This window comes from Photobacterium damselae subsp. damselae (assembly GCF_038086725.1).
GTDB lineage: Bacteria > Pseudomonadota > Gammaproteobacteria > Enterobacterales > Vibrionaceae > Photobacterium > Photobacterium damselae.
Window position 1 is genome coordinate 1136095 of sequence record NZ_CP146971.1, and the last position, 17261, is coordinate 1153355.

The window sequence follows — 17261 nt, forward strand, 5'->3', positions numbered from 1 at the left end:
GCAACGCTCTATTTAGGTTGCCCAAATTCTTGGCACTGTAGGCTCAACGCCAAACCAGTGGAGACGAGTTCTTTTCCATACTTCAACAAAGCAACCCATCATAGGTTCGGTATGTTTACCTAATAATCGAATGGCAATCAGTCCGTCTATATCTGTCAATCCATACTCTAATGCTTCATTACATCGCTGCTGATAAAGAGACAATGTGTTTTGAAGCTCGATTTTTAAATCTTCACTATATGGATAGATATAGAGTGTTCCTATCATTGGATACTGTCGCATACCTGCAGATTGTTTATCTGGGTCCAACTGTTCTAAATAAAGTGATTCAAGAGAGATAAGTTGATTATCTAACTCAATTCGGGTTGAGCACCTGATTTGACCTGATGAAAAGACTTCATTAAGTGTTGGCCGACCAAAGCATTGAATTTCCCAGCCAATAAACTTCGCTGCTGATGTTAATATAACGTGAGTATTTAAATCACAGTGGCTATTAGGAAAGAAAATATTCTCTTGAGGAAGCCACTCTAAAATACCATTGTCTTTAACTATAAGTGTCTGTTTTTGTGTCGCGGTAACTCCAGTGCTTCGATAAAACTTTGTTGCTCCAGGGGTTGTGAGTAGTGAGTGGCAATCGGGACCAATTTCGACATTGATATGTATCTGATCGCCACCCACTACACCACCAGGGGGATGCAGTAAATACGTATGAGAAATTCCATTTTCTGGATAAAATGGCCGTTGTACAGCTAATGGTCCTATTTGCTTCCTTTCGACAAGACGAGTCATTCCTCGACGTTGTTCATAGCGCAGAAAAAGTTCTGCAAGCCAACCCAAGTTTGAGTTGGAACTTTCAGGCATATAAACCTCTGCCTTTACGACATAATTAGTTTAATAAAGGAAATTATTGCAATAATTAATATTGCTAAAATAGAAATAAGCCAACAAAGATAAGTAATAGTTTTATAATAAAAAGCTAATAATAATTATATTTATAATCCTGTATTTGATGGCGCGATGATAGACCGAGTTTTATGGTTAGGCAATAAAGATTTTTACTATTGAATGTAAAAATACGCTCAAAATTTTCAGTGGTAATGATTTGTAATATTTAATTGTTTATGTGATTGTGGTATATTTTAGTTATTCGCTTAAATTTTAAGTTTTAATATTTTAAATTGAGCGTTAATTTAAAAACTTAAAAGAGTGATAAGAAATAATAGGAATATAAGAATGCGATGAAGTTTATTTTGTAAATTGTGGAAACATATATTTCATCAATTAAATATTATCTATAATGTAATGCTATTTGAAATTTAAGTTGCAGAAAAAATGGATTACGAATAGTGTATTTGCTCTCTAATAATAGTGAACATTATTTATGCAAAAAATATTAACATCTTGTTTTCTTTCGCTATCCTTATCGGTCTCTATTTCAGTTCATGCACAAGTACCAGATACCTTGTATGTTGCTTTAGGTGACGAACCTACCGCAGGGTTCGATCCTATAATGGGCTGGGGGAAATACGGTAATCCGCTATTCCAATCTACATTATTAAAACGAAATCAACAGCTTGAATTTGTAGGGGATTTAGCTAAGGACTGGACGCTTTCACATGATAGAAAAACATGGTCGGTTGAGCTACGAAATGAAGTTAAATTTTCCAACGGACAACCTCTAACAGCAAAAGATGTCGCTTTTACATTTAATCAGGCTAAACAAGCGTTAAGCAGTCATGATTTGACAGATTTAGAATCGATCACGGTTCTTGACCCAACCCATATTGAATTTCATTTAACCAAGCCTAATATCACTTTTCTTGATCACTTTTCGGCTATTGGTATTGTCCCTGAAAAAGAATATGTTACTGATACTAAAGAACATACAAATAGCTATGGCCGTCATCCTGTCGGTTCTGGCCCTTATATTCTTCAATCTTGGCAACAAGGGCAGTTTGCTCGACTAGAAAAAAATCCATTTTATTATGGTAAGCAACCTCAATTCGAACACCTAGTGTTGGTGTTTGCTAGTGAAGAAACTCGCTATGGCTTACTTAAAACTAAGCAAGTTCAGTTAGCGGCCATTCCGCAACAGTTTGCTAAAGTACTACCGGTCGATTATCGCTTATGGCAAGTTCCTAGTGTCGATAACCGTGGTGTTGTATGGCCAATGAATCAACCATCAAAAACTGAGAAGGGCAATCGGGTCTCTTCCTCTTTAGCTATTCGTGAAGCAGTTGATATGGTGATTGATAAACAACTTATCGTTGATACAGTTATGGATGGCTTTGCCCGTCCGGCTTACTCTGTTGCTGATAATATGCCTTGGGGATTACCCGCTGCCGATAGAAAACAGCCTCTTGATAACTCCTTCGCAATAGCAGCAGCTCAATCCTTGCTAGATAAAGCTGGGTGGAAGGTGAACGCTAATTCTGGCCTTCGAGAAAAAGAGGGTGTTCCTGCTGTAATGACTTTATATTATAAAGCCGGCGACAGTGTACGTGAGCAGTTAGCATTAACCGTTGCTCAGATGGTCAAGCCTTTAGGGATTTCAATGTCAGTAAAAGGGGCTGATTGGGATACGATTGCTGGTAAGATGCTTGAAAACCCTGTATTAATGGGGTTTGGTAGCCATTCTGCTAATGAAGTTCGCTATTTGTATCATTCCGATTATGCTGCCGTTGATTTCTATAATTCAGGTCAGTATAAAAATTCAGTGGTTGATAACGATATTGATAAAGCGCTACAGGCAACGTCATGGCAGGCATCTCTACCATTTTGGCTTGCTGCTGAAAAACAAATCGTGAAAGATCAGCCATGGACATGGTTGGTTAACCTTCAACATCTTTATGCAGCATCAACGTGTTTAGATCTTGGTCAGCCGATCACCGAACCTCATGGTCACGGTTGGCCTATTACTGAAAATATTGAGCAATGGCGCTGGACGTGTCAGTAATGAACCAATGCTGGTGGAAACAAACTCTGCTTCATAGCATGGCCCAATTTTGTGCTGTGATTGCTCTGGTTTTTATTATTATCAAGTTTTCTCCATTAGATCCTGTTAATCAGTTTCTTGGCGGGAACGTTGCTTCGGTCTCCGTTGAGCAAAAGCAATTAATCGCAGAGCATCTTGGTGCTAATCAAGGGTACTTTGAACGTCTTCTTCTCTGGGGAGAGGACGTTCTGCTCCATGGCGGCGGGTATTCAAACTTATTTCAACAATCTGTTAGTGACGTGATTGGCCATTATTTACCTCACTCTTTAGTTTTAATGGGGTTAAGTTGGTTACTGATTTTGATATTAGGTTACAGTCTTGGCGTTGTAAGTGCCTATTATCAAGACTCAGTTGTGGATAAATGGTTATGTCGAATCGCTTGGTGTGTTAGTAGTATTCCAAGCTTTTGGTTAGGGCTAGTTTTTTTATCGCTATTCGCCATTAAGTTACAATGGCTACCTTTGGCTCGTCTTGAAGAGGGCTCAAGCATAGTCAGTCTAAGCTTAGTGTTACCTTTGGTGACCTTGGTATTTACTTCTATACCCAATATTTATCTCCATACCAGAGAGAAAACCGTTGCGGTATTACAAAGTGATTATATTCAGTACGCTAAGGCCCACCAACTGCCCTTTGCCCATTTAGTTCGATTTTACATTTACCCTAATAGCTTTACCCCTGCGCTATTACTGCAACTCACATCTCTTGCTGAGTTGATCAGTGGATCAGTTATGATTGAAACGGTTTTTAACTACCCTGGGTTAGGGCATGTTTTCTTGCAAGCTTGTTTGGCTAGTGATGTCGCCTTATTAGCAGCGTTAACCTGCTTTGCTGCTGGGCTGGTGTTAATGGGGAATTTGTTTGCATGTTTTTTACAGTATCGATTGATGCCCAGTTGCCGAGCTAATTTATTATGAAGCTGCAATGGATAAAATTAATTGGGTTGATATTGGGTTTAATGGCCGGGGCGATCATTGTACCTTACTTTATTCCTAATATTGATTTGCACTTAACTGAGCGTCTACAGTCGCCATCATTAACGTATTGGTTTGGAACTGATTGGTTGGGGCGAGATGTCTTTTTAAGAAGTGTCCAAGCACTAGCATGCAGTGTGCGAGTTGGTTTAAGCTCGGCGTTATTTACTGGGCTTTTTGCTCTGTTTTTGGCGGTGTTAGGAAATAGCTCTCACGGTTTATATCAAACGGTGCGTTGGGCGATAGATACTTTTCTGGCTTTACCCCATATTTTACTTTTGATACTACTCACTTTGTGTTTTGGCTCGGATGCAAATGCCATTATTTGGGCTGTTACTCTGAGCCACTGGCCGCGCTTAACTCAGCTACTTTTGCAAGAGATGAAAACCATTGGTCGCAGTCGTTACGTATTGCATGCGGAACAATTTGGTTCATCTCGTTTTATGGCTCTTTGTAAACATGGCTTCCCCTATATCAGTGCGCAATGGGTTATTGGTCTGATTTTATTGTTTCCTCACATATTAATGCATATTGCAGCACTGACTTTTCTCGGATTTGGATTAGAACCATCTCAACCTACTTTGGGAGGAATGCTTTCTGAATCCAATCGCTATTTAATGCTTGGGTATTGGTGGCTTGGCTTATTACCTGGGGTTCTTCTCATCTTGATTGTTTTAATTCTAGCAAAAGCAGGTAGGGTAATGACCCAGCAGGTAACACATTATGCTAACGATTAAGAATTTATCGATAAAATCATCAGAACAGGTACTGCTTGATAATTTCAATTTGTCGGTGGATAAAGGAGAGCTGGTTGGTTTAATTGGTGCAAGTGGTAGTGGGAAAAGTATTCTCTTTCAAGCTATTCAGGGAACACTACCAAGCAGTTTTGCTCATACTGGCTCCATTGAATTTATGGATGATATTCCCAAACAGACTGCGTTAATTGCTCAGCACAGTGGTGTACTTAATCCAAATTTAACCATAGGTAAGCAGTTACATTTATTTGCTAGTCATCAAGGTGATATCGATCGTTACTTAAAACAACTAAAATTGGATCTAAGTATCAAAGAACAATATCCATATCAACTATCTGGAGGAATGCTAAAACGTATTCTGACGTGTTTAGCTCTGATTCAAGATACGCCATTCTTATTAGCCGATGAACCTGCTTGTGGTCTTGACCATGATAACGCGGTGTTGTTGTATCAATGTTTACGCCAGCAAAATCATAAAGGCGTTATTGTGATCAGTCATGACCTAGAACTGCTTGTCAATTATGTTGATCGCATTGTGGTTCTTAACAAAGGCCTACAGGTTGATAATACGACACCTTCTGCCATATTAACGGGTCAATGTCAGTCGTATACTCGTCAACTATGGCAAGCATTACCGCAACACTGGGAGTCATGTTGTGACTGAAAGTATCTATTTGCAAAATGGGGTCATTAAGCTTGATAGCCGCGAGATAATTTTGCCTGATTTAGTATTAAGGCGAGGTGATATTATTGGTATTTGTGGTGAGAGTGGCTGTGGAAAATCTACCCTAGCATCTGTACTTGCTGGTTATCAAAAACTGGATGCTGGCGAGCTCAACGTGCCATTACATCCCAAAGGTCAAGCAAATCCTGTGCAATGGATTGAGCAGCATCCAGAAAAAACCTTTGACCCACATTGGACAATCGCTCGATCGCTAAAAGAAGCGTATCGAAAGCAAGATACTATTCCTTTTCTAGTCGATTATCAGATTCACGCAGCATGGCTGGAACGTTACCCTAGGCAGTTATCGGGTGGCGAATTGCAGAGAATTAATATCTTACGAGCCATGGTACCTTCTACTCAATTTTTGATTTGTGATGAGATTACCGCTCAGCTAGATAGCATTACTCAGCAACAGTTGTGGCAGACGGTTATTCAAGAAGTTAAAGCTCGTAATATTGGGTTATTGATTATCTCTCACCAAGAGGCTTTGCTCAGGAAATTGTGCGATCGAATTATTGTTTGGTCGTAAAATGTTCAGCTATAAAAAATGCCCCGATAATAATCTACCGGGGCATTTTTGTTTAATCTTAAAAAGAAAGTTATGCGTTAGCTTCAGCTAGTTTCTTTTCTTTTTTCTCACGGTGAATCTTACGTTCTTCTAAGATGGCAACAATAGCCATAATTGAACAACAGATGATTGCCGCAGTATCTAGAGCAACGAAAGTACCAGACCAGCCTGTTTGACCGAAGATTGGAGTACCGTCTGCAATAAGACCAAGACCTAGTTTCGCGAAGCTATCACCGATAAGGTAAGCAAATGTACCTTTAATACCGTCAGCTACCGCAATACCTTGTTTAGGAACGAAGCCAACCGCAGCCACACCAATTAGAAGCTGTGGACCAAATACCAAGAAACCAAGTGCAAATAGTGATGCTTGATAAGCAAAGATAGTATCTGCATGCTGGTAAAAACCAAGTGTCGCGATTACACCTAATAGAGCAATACAAGCAACTAGACCACGGCGACCATTAATAAGGTCAGAGAAGAAACCCCATAAACATGTACCGATTAAGGCACCTGTTTCAAACATGGTAAAGCCAGAAATTGCGGTCTCTTTATCAAAGCCAAGAACTTCGTAACCGTACACTGTTGACCATTGGTCGATACCGATACGAACAACATATAGGAATACGTTAGCAAAGCACAATAACCAGATTACTTTGTTAAATAGAACGTATTTTTTGAAGATTTCCAGTTTGCTCATCTGGTTTTCGCTAACTGCTTTATCTTCTTCTGATACTGGCTCTTCAAACAGTTCTTCTGCTGTACCTAAGCCGTAAGCTTCTGGGCTATCACTACCCATAAAGAAACCGATGAATGCAACAATGATTGCAATAATTGCTGGTACGATAAACATACCTGCAACGTTACCATCAAAGAAGTAGTTTGCACCAAATAGAGCTACACCAGCAGCACCTGCACCACCAATGTTGTGGGAAATGTTCCACATACCTAGGAACGTACCGCGGTTTTTCTTACTGGTCCATTTAGTGATGGTTGAATAAGAGTTTGAACCACCCACACTTTGGAATAGACCTGATAGTGCATATAGGCCGATCATCATGTAGAACGAACCCATTGAAGGACCCATTACAAGACCGAAGCCCAGCATACATAAACCCGATAGAAGAAGACCTAGAGGCAGAATGTTTTTCGAGTTTTTGCCGTCACACCAGTAGTTCAGTGCAGTTTTACCAATACCATAAGTAATAGAAAAACCTAAACCGATAGTACCTAGCTGAGTCATGGTCATACCATAATCAGAAATTAGGTCGTTCTGAGCAATATTGAAGTTTTTACGAATAAAGTACATCACCATGTAGCTAACAAAAACTACAAGGTAAGAACGAATAAATGGGCCAAACCACATTTTTTTACGTTCAGAAACAGGCAGATCAAGTGTTGGTTTACGCACTTGTTTGAGTATGGACAGTTCCATAATTTCTCCTTTGGGATCTATTACTTGTTGTAGGACGAGCAACAAATTCCAGTTTCATACTCGTGGTACAACAATTATGCGAACGAAACATACCCTTTTGTCGTAGAAATGAAACTAGGAAAATTTCTTAGATTTGGCTTAATAGGAAGAAAAATATCGATTGGATCACAATTTATGATTACGAATATGGAGATAAATGGTGGGAGAAAATCATTTATCGCTAGATTTTCGTAATGAAAGGGCAAGCCTAATGCAGTCCCAGCTTTAAGGTATATCTGTAAAGCTGGGATCATTTTATATTAAACTAGTTGATTACTTTAAGTTGTATTTTTGCTTCATTCTTAAAGCTAGGTTAACCAAGCCAATGAGTACTGGAACTTCAATCAAGGGGCCAATAACACCGGCGAATGCTTGATCTGAGTTAAGACCAAATACAGCAATAGAAACAGCAATAGCGAGTTCAAAGTTATTGCCTGTCGCAGTAAAAGCGATAGAAGCATTTTTGTCGTAGCTGATCCCCATTTTTTTTCCGACAAAGAAGCTCACGAAAAACATAACCACAAAGTAAATAGCGAGAGGGATTGCAACGCGTACTACATCCATTGGCAGTTCAAGGATCATTTCACCTTTTAGGCTAAACATTAAAATGATGGTACCAAGTAAGGCAATGAGCGTAATCGGTGAAATTTTTGGAATAAATACTTGGTTATACCAATCTTGTCCTTTGAATTTGACTAAATATTTACGGCTTAAAAAACCTGCGGCAAAAGGAACACCTAAATAGATCAAAACACTATGAGCAATATCAAGCATTGAAATGTCGATAGCAAACCCCTGGTATCCAAAGTATGGTGGCAGTACTGAAATAAATAACCAAGCCATAAAGCTGTATGTAACGATCTGAAATGCACTGTTTAATGCAACTAAAGTGGCACCATACTCTTTGTTACCACCACCAATGTCATTCCAAACAAGAACCATTGCAATACATCGAGCTAAACCAATGAGAATGATACCCACCATGTAACCTGGGTGATCACCTAAAAAAGTTAGAGCGAGTACAAACATTAAGATTGGCCCAACAATCCAGTTCATCACTAAAGACAGTGTCATTGCTTGACGATCTTTGGTGACACTTTTCAGTAGGCTGTAGTCAACTTTAGCGAGAGGCGGGTACATCATTAAAATAAGACCAATAGCTAATGGGATATTGGTATTTCCAACCGACATAGCTTCATTCCAATGGCTAACTTGTGGAAATACTGCTCCAATAAGAACGCCAATTGCCATAGCAGCAAAAATCCACACAGTCAGATAACGGTCAAGAAAACTCATTTTTGCTGGAGCTGATACTTCTGTCGAAGTGGGAAGCGGTTGTGTACTCATAATTAAAACCTTGTTCGTTTATCGTCGAATTGCGATTAATTTAGTTGAAAAAATTTGGCGATAGAGAAAAGTGGACTGGCAAAATCCACTTCGTTATATATACCAAAGTAACCTCGCATTTTGAGGTTACTTGGGTATATTTAATTGTCTTATTGATTAAACAGAGCTGAAAATAAACGCTTAAATTGTTCAACTTGCGTTAGATTGATGCGATAACAGACTTTCGGGGGATTAGGCTCTGCGATAATAAACCCTGCCTGCTTTAATATGCGTAAGTGCTCAGATACTGTTGATTGCGCTAACCCCAGTTCTGATACGAGGTCGCTGTTTAGACAGCCGTTTAAACTATGCAGTTCTAATAAAATATTTAGAATTCGAACACGAGCTGGATGCGCTAGTGCTTTAGCTTGTAACGCAAAGTCTTGTTCTTTAGCCAATTGATCTTCTGTTGCGGTTAACGCTTTACAGGAATGTCGATTACAAGGATCTGTCATGGTCGTTTATCGTTTATCGTTTATCGTCTAATTGCGATTATTGTAGGCGGTCATCTGATTTTACGCAAGTATTGTGGCTAAAACTGAAGGAGTACGGAGAAGAAAATGAAGAGATATTCTTTACTGTATATGCCGAAATTATCTAGAAATCAGAAAGGTAAAAAGTGAGGGGGTACTTGCAAAAAATTTTTGATGACCTGACTTTTTTTAGTATTTTCAGTCTTTAATGCTAAGATTGTCACAATATGCAATAAGTATCTTCTTCATTATTAAGGATAATACATGAAAGGGACTCCATTAAAGCTCTCTACGCTTTCCGTCGCTCTATTCTCTATATTAGGTCTTTCTGGCTGTGATCAAACGAAAAATACAGCAGTCAAAGAGTCAAAACCTCAAGCGGTAACTCAAATTGAAGCTGAAAAACAGCATGAGCCAGATGAGTCAGCGGTTTTTGCCGACACGATTTATGTGAATGGTGATATTGTCACGATCAACGATAAACAACCTCAGGTTGAAGCGGTTGCCGCTAAAGACGGTAAAATTATAGCGGTCGGTAATAAGCAAGATATTCTAAAACTTAAAGATGCTAATACAGAGCTCTTTGATCTGAATGGGCAGACACTGATCCCTGGCTTTGTTGATGCTCATGGTCATGTTTTTAATGTGGGTATGCAGGCGTTATCTGCCAATTTATTAGCTCCGCCTGATGGTGAGATCAAAGATATTGACTCTTTAATTACTACCTTAGATCAATGGCATAAAGAACATCCAGAGCGTACCGATAAAGTTGGGTGGATTGTTGGATTTGGTTATGATAATTCACAATTAGCAGAGCAACGACATCCAACTGCAGAGGATCTTGATAAGGTTTCGACTGAATTACCTGTTATTGCGATTCATCAGTCGGGTCACTTGGCCGCAGTAAATACCAAAGCTCTTGAACTTGCTGGGATTAATGCCGAAACCGTCGATCCTGAAGGTGGTGTATTTGTTCGTAAACTGGGCACTAATGAACCCAATGGAACATTAGAAGAAAATGCTTTCTATTTAGTACTTGGAAAAATGCTTGAGAACCTAACCGATCAAGATAACGAAAAGTTATTTATGGCTGGGATGGAGCTTTATTCACAATATGGCTATACCACAGGACAAGAAGGTCGAGCGTTCCCTAATATTATGCCAGTGATGGAGGCTGTTTCTGCTCGTGGCAGTAACCCAATCGATGTGGTGGTGTATCCTGATATAGTCATCGCTTCTGAAACCATTTCAGGTCCTTATTTGAGTAAAGATTACACGAATAATTTCCGTATTGGAGGGGCAAAGTTGACCATTGATGGTTCTCCGCAAGGAAAGACTGCTTGGTTGACTCAGCCATATCATGTTCCACCTAAAGGTCAAAATGATGCTTATGTCGGTTATCCGGCGGTAAGTAATGCAAAAACCTTTGAATACGTTGAGCAAGCTTATAAAAATAATTGGCAGATTTTAGCTCATGCTAATGGTGATGCTGCGATTGATGTCTTTATTGCTGCAGTTAAACAAGCCGAAGCCAAATATGGGAAAAAAGATCGTCGTCCAGTTTTGATTCATGGTCAAACATTGCGTGAAGATCAAATTGTGCGCTTAAAGCAGCTTGATATTTTCCCATCATTATTTCCTATGCATACGTATTATTGGGGCGATTGGCATCGAGACTCAGTATTAGGTCCAGAACGAGCTGAATTTATCTCGCCAACCAATTCGGTTTATCAGCAAGGAATGAAGTTTTCTTCTCACCATGACGCACCTGTCGCATTACCTGATTCGATGCGAGTATTGTCTGCTACCGTGAATCGTCGCTCACGTTCTGGTGATATTATTGGCCCAACTGAGCGAGTAGCTCCGCTGGTGGCGTTAAAAGCCATGACCATTTGGCCCGCTTACCAACATTTTGAAGAAGGCAGAAAAGGCTCGATTGAAGTTGGAAAAGAAGCTGACTTTGTCGTGTTATCGGATAATCCGTTAAAGATCGATCCATTAAAAATTGAAAAGATACGAGTGCAAACCACAATCAATGATAATGCTGTTGTGTATCAGCGCGAAAATATTAATTTAAACTAATTGATTTAAATTGGAGTGTAATTGATATGATCTTAATAGGCTTGATTCATCCTAAATCAAGCTTATTGAGATTAATTTAGTTTTAGCGTCAATGGCTTAGATACCGTGATCGATTTGATGAATGAACTATCGTCCAATGGATAAGAAATATGCGAGCTAATAATTGCTGCGTTGTATAAGCAATATATTAAATCTAATTTGATCACATTGTTTTCTAATTCTTCTCCCGTCATAACACTATCACACTCAGTAACATCAGTTGCATTAATTGCTTTTTGTAATGAAACTTGTAACAAGCGTGATTCCGCATCGTATTCAAATGCTTTAACAACAAAGTCATCAATAGATATGTCTGCACTATTATTATCACATGTCTCTAAAAAAACTGGAGTAATATTTTTTTTAAATCGTACAGAGATATGCCCGTGTAAATCAAATGGATATCTGATCTTTTTCATAAAATCAACCTAAAAAAGGAATAGAAGTGATAGGTTAACGCCTATGAGTAAATGATATAGCTTAGGTTGAATATGAAAATAGCATTTAATATTTTTGTTTTTATTGGATGCTAATTTTGAGCGCTTTAGGTGCGAAATACTAAGTCCAGATACCAAGAAACATAACATCTGGGCTTAGTACTGATGTTTTATTAGCGAGAGCAGAAATTACAATCAGTTACATAGTATGATGCTTTTTGTAATTCTTTTCGGTTAGACGAGTGTTACCGTATGAATGATGACGACGTTTGCCTTTACCTGTACTCATATCACCTTTAGCCATTGATTACTCCTTAACTATTTATCAGACTTAAAAGATATTTGTATGATAAATAAGTGAGAGATCTTTGCAATAGTATGCAATGCTATTGATTTGGTGCTATGTGTACAGGTAAGTTGCCATTTTATAACTATTTACAGTTTATTAATTGTAAAGAGTAACTACTGTTATTTGTTAGTGGCGGTGTGTACTTAAGATAGCAATTTTTGTGTATTAGATCTGTTTTGTATTCGTCATTAATCTTCATTTTTTTTACATTATTTGAAAATGTAAATATGATTGATGTATCATCATAAAAGAAGGTCCAGCCGGAATCAGAATCTTTCCAGCCAACGTTTTCGACCATTTGTTCAAAAGTATATGGATCTTGTGGATAGCCAAATTGAAATACACAAGTTGGTGTACTATTTTTAGGACAACCAATAATTGACATATTGACAGAAAAAATCCCCAAGCTTTCCTTCTCATTATCTCCTCTTGCTCTATTTGTTGCGTATGAGCTATTTTCAACCCCTAATATAGCCATTTTTGAATAGCCAACACCAAGCGCTGATTTTAGCGTTCCTTCTAACCCTTTCAGAGCTGCATTTCGGGCATCGACTTGTAGACCTAAGAATTTTGGTGCTGCGGTGACTGCTAAAATACCTAAGATAACAATCACAACAACCAGTTCAATTAGGGTAAAACCCACAACCTTTTTCATAATAAATGAGAACTAATAATAATCAGAATGAATGTATTTTAGTGCATTTTATTGCTTAGGGATATCCATTGTGTCTAGAAATACTTTATTTGCTTGCTAAAATAGCTTCTTATGCTGTTGATAGCATTTATGAAGATGTTCAATGAAGAGCTTTATTTTTATAGCCTGTTGTTTTGTATAGGGATATACAGCATATATTCCCAAATGTTTGGCTGCTTGTCCTGATAAAATTTCTTGTAAATCACCATTAGCAAGATCTGCTGATACCAATATTTTAGGTACATAAATGATTCCCTGTCCTAGCAGTGCTGCTTGACGAAGGGCTGAGGCATTATTTGTAGTAAAATTCCCTTTGACTGTCATAGTATGAATACCCTGATTGTCATTGATTAGCCATTCGCTAGCTCCTGTTTCTTGGTAACTGTACCCTAAACAATTATGGCTTGTGAGTTCAGATGCATGTTGAGGAAGTCCATACTTATGCAAATAAGTAGGAGAGGCGCAGATAATCCAGTGTGCATTAATGAGTTTTCGCGCAATTAAGCTTGAATCAGGTAGAGCTCCTGTACGAATAGCAAGGTCAAATCCTTTATCTATTATATCAACAAAACGATTATCTAAATCCATTTCGATTTTTATATCTGGATATTGTTGCGAAAATTCGGAAATCGCTTGAGGTAATATCATTTCTCCAGAAATAGTTGGCACAGTGATTTTTATCGTCCCTGAGATACTTTCCTCCAAACCGCTCATCGCATTCATAGCATTTTGAACCGAGTGGTATACATCTTTGGCATGAGAATAAAAAATAATACCAGCTTCTGTTGGAGTTAATTTTCGAGTCGTTCTATATATCAATTGCACACCAAGATCAGCCTCTAATTTACTGATTCTTTTGCTTATAACAGATTTCGTTATGCCTGCTTGTTCAGCGGCTTTACTAAATGACCCGTGTTCTATCAGGTGGTAAAACAAGATTAAATCGTCTGAAGTGCGCATTATTGATCAACTTTTTGCAACAGTTTTGTGAATTAACCGATATATATTAACTAAAAATGCACATATAGAATATTAATGAGTTACTTAGGTATATATCTATGTGATGAAGTTTATATATCTTTAGCAATAGAAATAATAATAAAAAAGCAATGGAGCAATGATGGACACATCTTACCAAGAATTATTAGAGATTCTTAATCAGCATATCGAAAGCACAAGAATTATTACTGATCCTACTCTAACGTTTGCTTATGGAACTGATGCCAGTTTTTATCGGCTGATTCCTAAAATTGTTTTGCAACTGGATTCTCTAGATGAAGTCATTTTCACGGTAAAACAGTGCTATCGTTTACATATTCCAGTCACATTTCGAGCTGCGGGTACCAGTCTTTCAGGGCAAGCCATTTCAGACTCGGTGTTAATTACACTTACAACCAATTGGCGTCATCATAAGATTCTTAATAATGGTGAGCAAATTTGGTTGCAGCCTGGCATTATTGGAGCCGATGCTAACCGATATTTATTACCTTATGGACGTAAAATAGGTCCTGATCCCGCCTCTATTAATACCTGTAAAATTGGAGGTATAGCAGCCAATAATGCCTCTGGTATGTGTTGTGGTACCGCTCAAAATAGTTATCAAACCTTAGCTGGGATGACGATTGTTTTTGTTGATGGAACATTGCTCAATACTCTTGATAAACATAGTGTTGAAGCTTTTAAACAGAGTCATAATGATTTGTTATTGGAGCTAAAACAGCTTGCAGCATCATGCAAAGAAAATCGATCTCTTAGTGATAAAATTCGTCATAAATATCGTTTAAAAAATACCACAGGATATAGTATTAATTCGCTGATTGATTTTGATGATCCCATTGAGATTTTACAGCACCTTATGATTGGCTCAGAAGGAACATTGGGGTTCATTGCTGATATTACTTATAACACTGTAATTGAGCATCAGTTTAAAGCATCGGGTTTGTATGTTTTTGATAATATTGAATCAACGTGTTTAGCTGTTAGTGAGTTGGCAAAAACATCGGTTGCAGCGGTAGAGTTACTTGATAATCGTTCATTAGCATCGGTTGCCGATCAACCTGGTATGCCTGAGTTTATTGCAAAGTTGCAAGCTGATGGTAATACCGAAGCGGCGGCATTATTGATTGAAGTTCATGGTTTACATCGTGAAGATTTAAACGAGCAGATTGCTGTGTTAACTCAGATTATCGCTTCTTTCAAAACGATTGCGCAGATTGAATTTAGCCAAGATAAAGCCCTTTGTGATCAATTATGGGCAATCCGTAAAGGGGTTTTTCCTGCTGTTGGTGCAGTGCGAGAGGTAGGTACAACCGCTATTATTGAGGATGTTGCATTTCCTATTGAAAAGCTCGCTCCTGCTGTGCGTCAATTGCAGCAATTATTTACTCAATTTGGTTACCATGAAGCGATTATTTATGGTCATGCTTTAGCGGGTAATCTGCATTTCGTTTTTAATCAGGCTTTTGATAGTGAAGCTGAGATTCAACGATATGCTGATTTTATGGAAGCTGTGGCTCAATTGGTTGCGGTTGAATATCAAGGCTCTTTAAAAGCTGAGCATGGTACAGGACGTAACATGGCACCTTATATCGAGCTTGAATGGGGTAGCGATGGCCTTCAGCTTATGCAGAGTATCAAGCGTATATTTGATACTCATGGTGTGCTAAACCCAGGGGTGATTATTAATTCTGATCACCAGTCGCATATTCGTCATTTAAAACAGATGCCAGATGCAGACGGGCTAATTGATCGTTGTATTGAGTGTGGCTTTTGTGAGCCTGCGTGTCCATCTCGAAATCTGTCGCTTACCCCCCGTCAACGTAATGTGGTTTACCGTGAAATTTGTCGTTTACGCAAAACCAATGAATCGCCAGAAAGACTGCATCAAATGGAGCAGTCTTATCAGTACTTAGGATTAGATACTTGTGCGGCAACAGGGCTTTGTGCTGACCGCTGTCCTGTTGGAATCAATACAGGAGATCTTGTCCGTAAACTGCGTCAGAATCACAGTGATAAAGCAAAATCGATTGCGAAATGGACAGGAGAACATTTTGCGGCAGTAACACGCGGTGCTAAATTAGGTCTGGCCGCGGCTGATGGTCTTCATAAGGTATTAGGGACCAAAAATATGTCCAGTATAATGCAACGGGTAAGAACCTTATCAGGACAGAGAGTGCCGTTGTGGACTTCTCACATGCCGATGCCTGCTCATAAAATGTTACCACCAACTATATTTTCCATCGAAAAAGAGAAAGTTGTGTATTTCCCGAGTTGCTCAACACGAAATATGGGCACTGAACGAGGAGCTAGTGATGAGCGTAGTTTGATGGATGTTACAGTCTCACTACTTGAAAAAGCGGGGTTTCAAGTCATATTACCTGATGAGCTAAATAATCTATGTTGTGGTATGCCCTACAAAAGTAAAGGTTATGTCGACACAGCAAAAGATAAAGCTTACCAACTAGAGCAAGCATTACTTCATGTCTCACAGCAAGGTACGTTACCAATATTAATGGATACCAGTCCTTGTGCTAGTCTTAGTAAAGATGTAATGAGCAGTGAACTGACTATTTATGAACCGTTCAAATTTGTTGCAGATTTTGTCTTACCTCGACTAACCATTACTCCACAAAAAGAGCCTGTGATGCTTCATATCACTTGTACTTCACGACGTAAAGGCTTAGCTGGGGTTATGGAGCAAGTGACAAAACAATGCGCAGAGACGGTGATTATTCCTGAAGATGTAACCTGTTGCGGCTTTGCTGGTGATAAAGGTTTCACAACACCAGAGCTAAATGCATCTGCGCTCTCATCATTAAAAGCCCAGGTACCTATAAACTGCAGTGAGGGATATTCAAATAGTCGGACATGTGAGATTGGATTATCGGAGCATAGTGGTATTGAATATCGTTCAATCTTGTATTTAATTGATAAAGTAAGTTGTTAATTATTTATTGTCAGTGATATTGAAAGGGAAGGCTCATGAGTCTTCCTTTTTATTTTCATTTTGTATGTATTTTCTTGTTTTTATAGTGTGCGTTGTATGGGTTTTGTTTATTTGATTAATTGCATATATAAAGGAAGCTATCAACATCAAGATTATATTCTTATTATTTTGTAAGTTAATTTAAATAATGATTACTGTATTTAGTTGCTATATATTTATGTAAACAGTATTAAATATGGTTAACTATATTCCATATTGGAATCTTTAGTTCGTGAATGTAGTAAAAATTATAAATATAAGAGCATATTACATTGACAATTCTTATCTCTATGTCAAAATTCTGGCATTGAATATCAATTGAAAGCAAATTT

The 17261-nt window shown here is 38.4% G+C and carries 14 protein-coding genes; 7 read left to right on the forward strand and 7 right to left on the reverse strand.

The annotated features are described in order from the left end of the window. Positions 1 to 12: 12 nt before the first annotated feature. Positions 13 to 861, reverse strand: coding sequence for an urease accessory protein UreD (locus WAX86_RS19730; protein ID WP_341489561.1), 849 nt, complete (start codon positions 859 to 861; stop codon positions 13 to 15). A 520-nt stretch (positions 862 to 1381) separates the two neighbouring features. On the opposite strand from WAX86_RS19730, the gene WAX86_RS19735 reads away from it, so the two are divergent. From WAX86_RS19735 to WAX86_RS19755, 5 genes are read left to right on the forward strand one after another with little or no spacing between them, the layout of a single operon-like run. Further along, the gene (locus tag WAX86_RS19735) at positions 1382 to 2956 is read left to right on the forward strand and encodes an ABC transporter substrate-binding protein (protein ID WP_341489562.1); all 1575 of its coding nucleotides are present in this window, start codon (positions 1382 to 1384) and stop codon (positions 2954 to 2956) included. Further along, positions 2956 to 3909: an ABC transporter permease gene (locus WAX86_RS19740; protein WP_341489808.1), complete on the forward strand. Its 954-nt coding sequence runs from the start codon at positions 2956 to 2958 to the stop codon at positions 3907 to 3909. The genes WAX86_RS19735 and WAX86_RS19740 overlap by 1 nt, the downstream gene beginning before the upstream one ends. Then, positions 3906 to 4703 carry an ABC transporter permease subunit gene (locus WAX86_RS19745; RefSeq protein WP_341489563.1) on the forward strand — a complete coding sequence of 266 codons (798 nt, stop codon included), beginning with the start codon at positions 3906 to 3908 and terminating at the stop codon, positions 4701 to 4703. The genes WAX86_RS19740 and WAX86_RS19745 overlap by 4 nt, the downstream gene beginning before the upstream one ends. Further along, on the forward strand, positions 4690 to 5385 hold the full coding sequence (locus tag WAX86_RS19750) for an ATP-binding cassette domain-containing protein (RefSeq protein WP_238071161.1): 696 nt from the start codon (positions 4690 to 4692) through the stop codon (positions 5383 to 5385). Before WAX86_RS19745 ends, WAX86_RS19750 begins: the two co-directional genes overlap by 14 nt. Continuing rightward, a complete protein-coding gene (locus WAX86_RS19755; RefSeq protein ID WP_341489564.1) occupies positions 5378 to 5974 on the forward strand; it encodes an ATP-binding cassette domain-containing protein in 597 nt (198 codons plus the stop codon). Before WAX86_RS19750 ends, WAX86_RS19755 begins: the two co-directional genes overlap by 8 nt. A 70-nt stretch (positions 5975 to 6044) precedes the next feature. Here WAX86_RS19755 and uhpT read toward each other — a convergent pair whose 3' ends face one another. From uhpT to WAX86_RS19770, 3 genes are all read right to left on the reverse strand, one after another. Further along, a complete protein-coding gene (uhpT, locus tag WAX86_RS19760) occupies positions 6045 to 7445 on the reverse strand; it encodes a hexose-6-phosphate:phosphate antiporter (RefSeq protein ID WP_065170611.1) in 1401 nt (466 codons plus the stop codon). Between the two features lie 312 nt (positions 7446 to 7757). Next, the gene (gene arsB / locus WAX86_RS19765) at positions 7758 to 8831 is read right to left on the reverse strand and encodes an ACR3 family arsenite efflux transporter (protein WP_068969700.1); all 1074 of its coding nucleotides are present in this window, start codon (positions 8829 to 8831) and stop codon (positions 7758 to 7760) included. 149 nt (positions 8832 to 8980) lie between these two features. Further along, positions 8981 to 9325, reverse strand: a complete 345-nt coding sequence (locus tag WAX86_RS19770) for a helix-turn-helix transcriptional regulator (protein WP_237042950.1) — start codon at positions 9323 to 9325, stop codon at positions 8981 to 8983. A gap of 282 nt (positions 9326 to 9607) precedes the next feature. Between WAX86_RS19770 and WAX86_RS19775 the strand changes: the two genes are divergently transcribed. Then, a complete protein-coding gene (locus WAX86_RS19775; RefSeq protein ID WP_341489565.1) occupies positions 9608 to 11425 on the forward strand; it encodes an amidohydrolase in 1818 nt (605 codons plus the stop codon). A 71-nt stretch (positions 11426 to 11496) separates the two neighbouring features. Here WAX86_RS19775 and WAX86_RS19780 read toward each other — a convergent pair whose 3' ends face one another. The 3 genes from WAX86_RS19780 to WAX86_RS19790 form a co-directional block, all read right to left on the reverse strand. After that, positions 11497 to 11883, reverse strand: a complete 387-nt coding sequence (locus WAX86_RS19780; protein WP_341489566.1) for a hypothetical protein — start codon at positions 11881 to 11883, stop codon at positions 11497 to 11499. A 449-nt stretch (positions 11884 to 12332) separates the two neighbouring features. After that, positions 12333 to 12905 carry a type II secretion system protein gene (locus WAX86_RS19785; protein ID WP_341489567.1) on the reverse strand — a complete coding sequence of 191 codons (573 nt, stop codon included), beginning with the start codon at positions 12903 to 12905 and terminating at the stop codon, positions 12333 to 12335. Positions 12906 to 13001: 96 nt separating this feature from the next. Beyond that, complete coding sequence (locus tag WAX86_RS19790) at positions 13002 to 13904, reverse strand: LysR family transcriptional regulator (RefSeq protein WP_341489568.1); 903 nt, start codon at positions 13902 to 13904, stop codon at positions 13002 to 13004. Positions 13905 to 14064: 160 nt separating this feature from the next. On the opposite strand from WAX86_RS19790, the gene WAX86_RS19795 reads away from it, so the two are divergent. Beyond that, complete coding sequence (locus WAX86_RS19795) at positions 14065 to 16890, forward strand: FAD-binding and (Fe-S)-binding domain-containing protein (protein ID WP_341489809.1); 2826 nt, start codon at positions 14065 to 14067, stop codon at positions 16888 to 16890. The last annotated feature ends 371 nt before the right edge of the window (positions 16891 to 17261 follow it).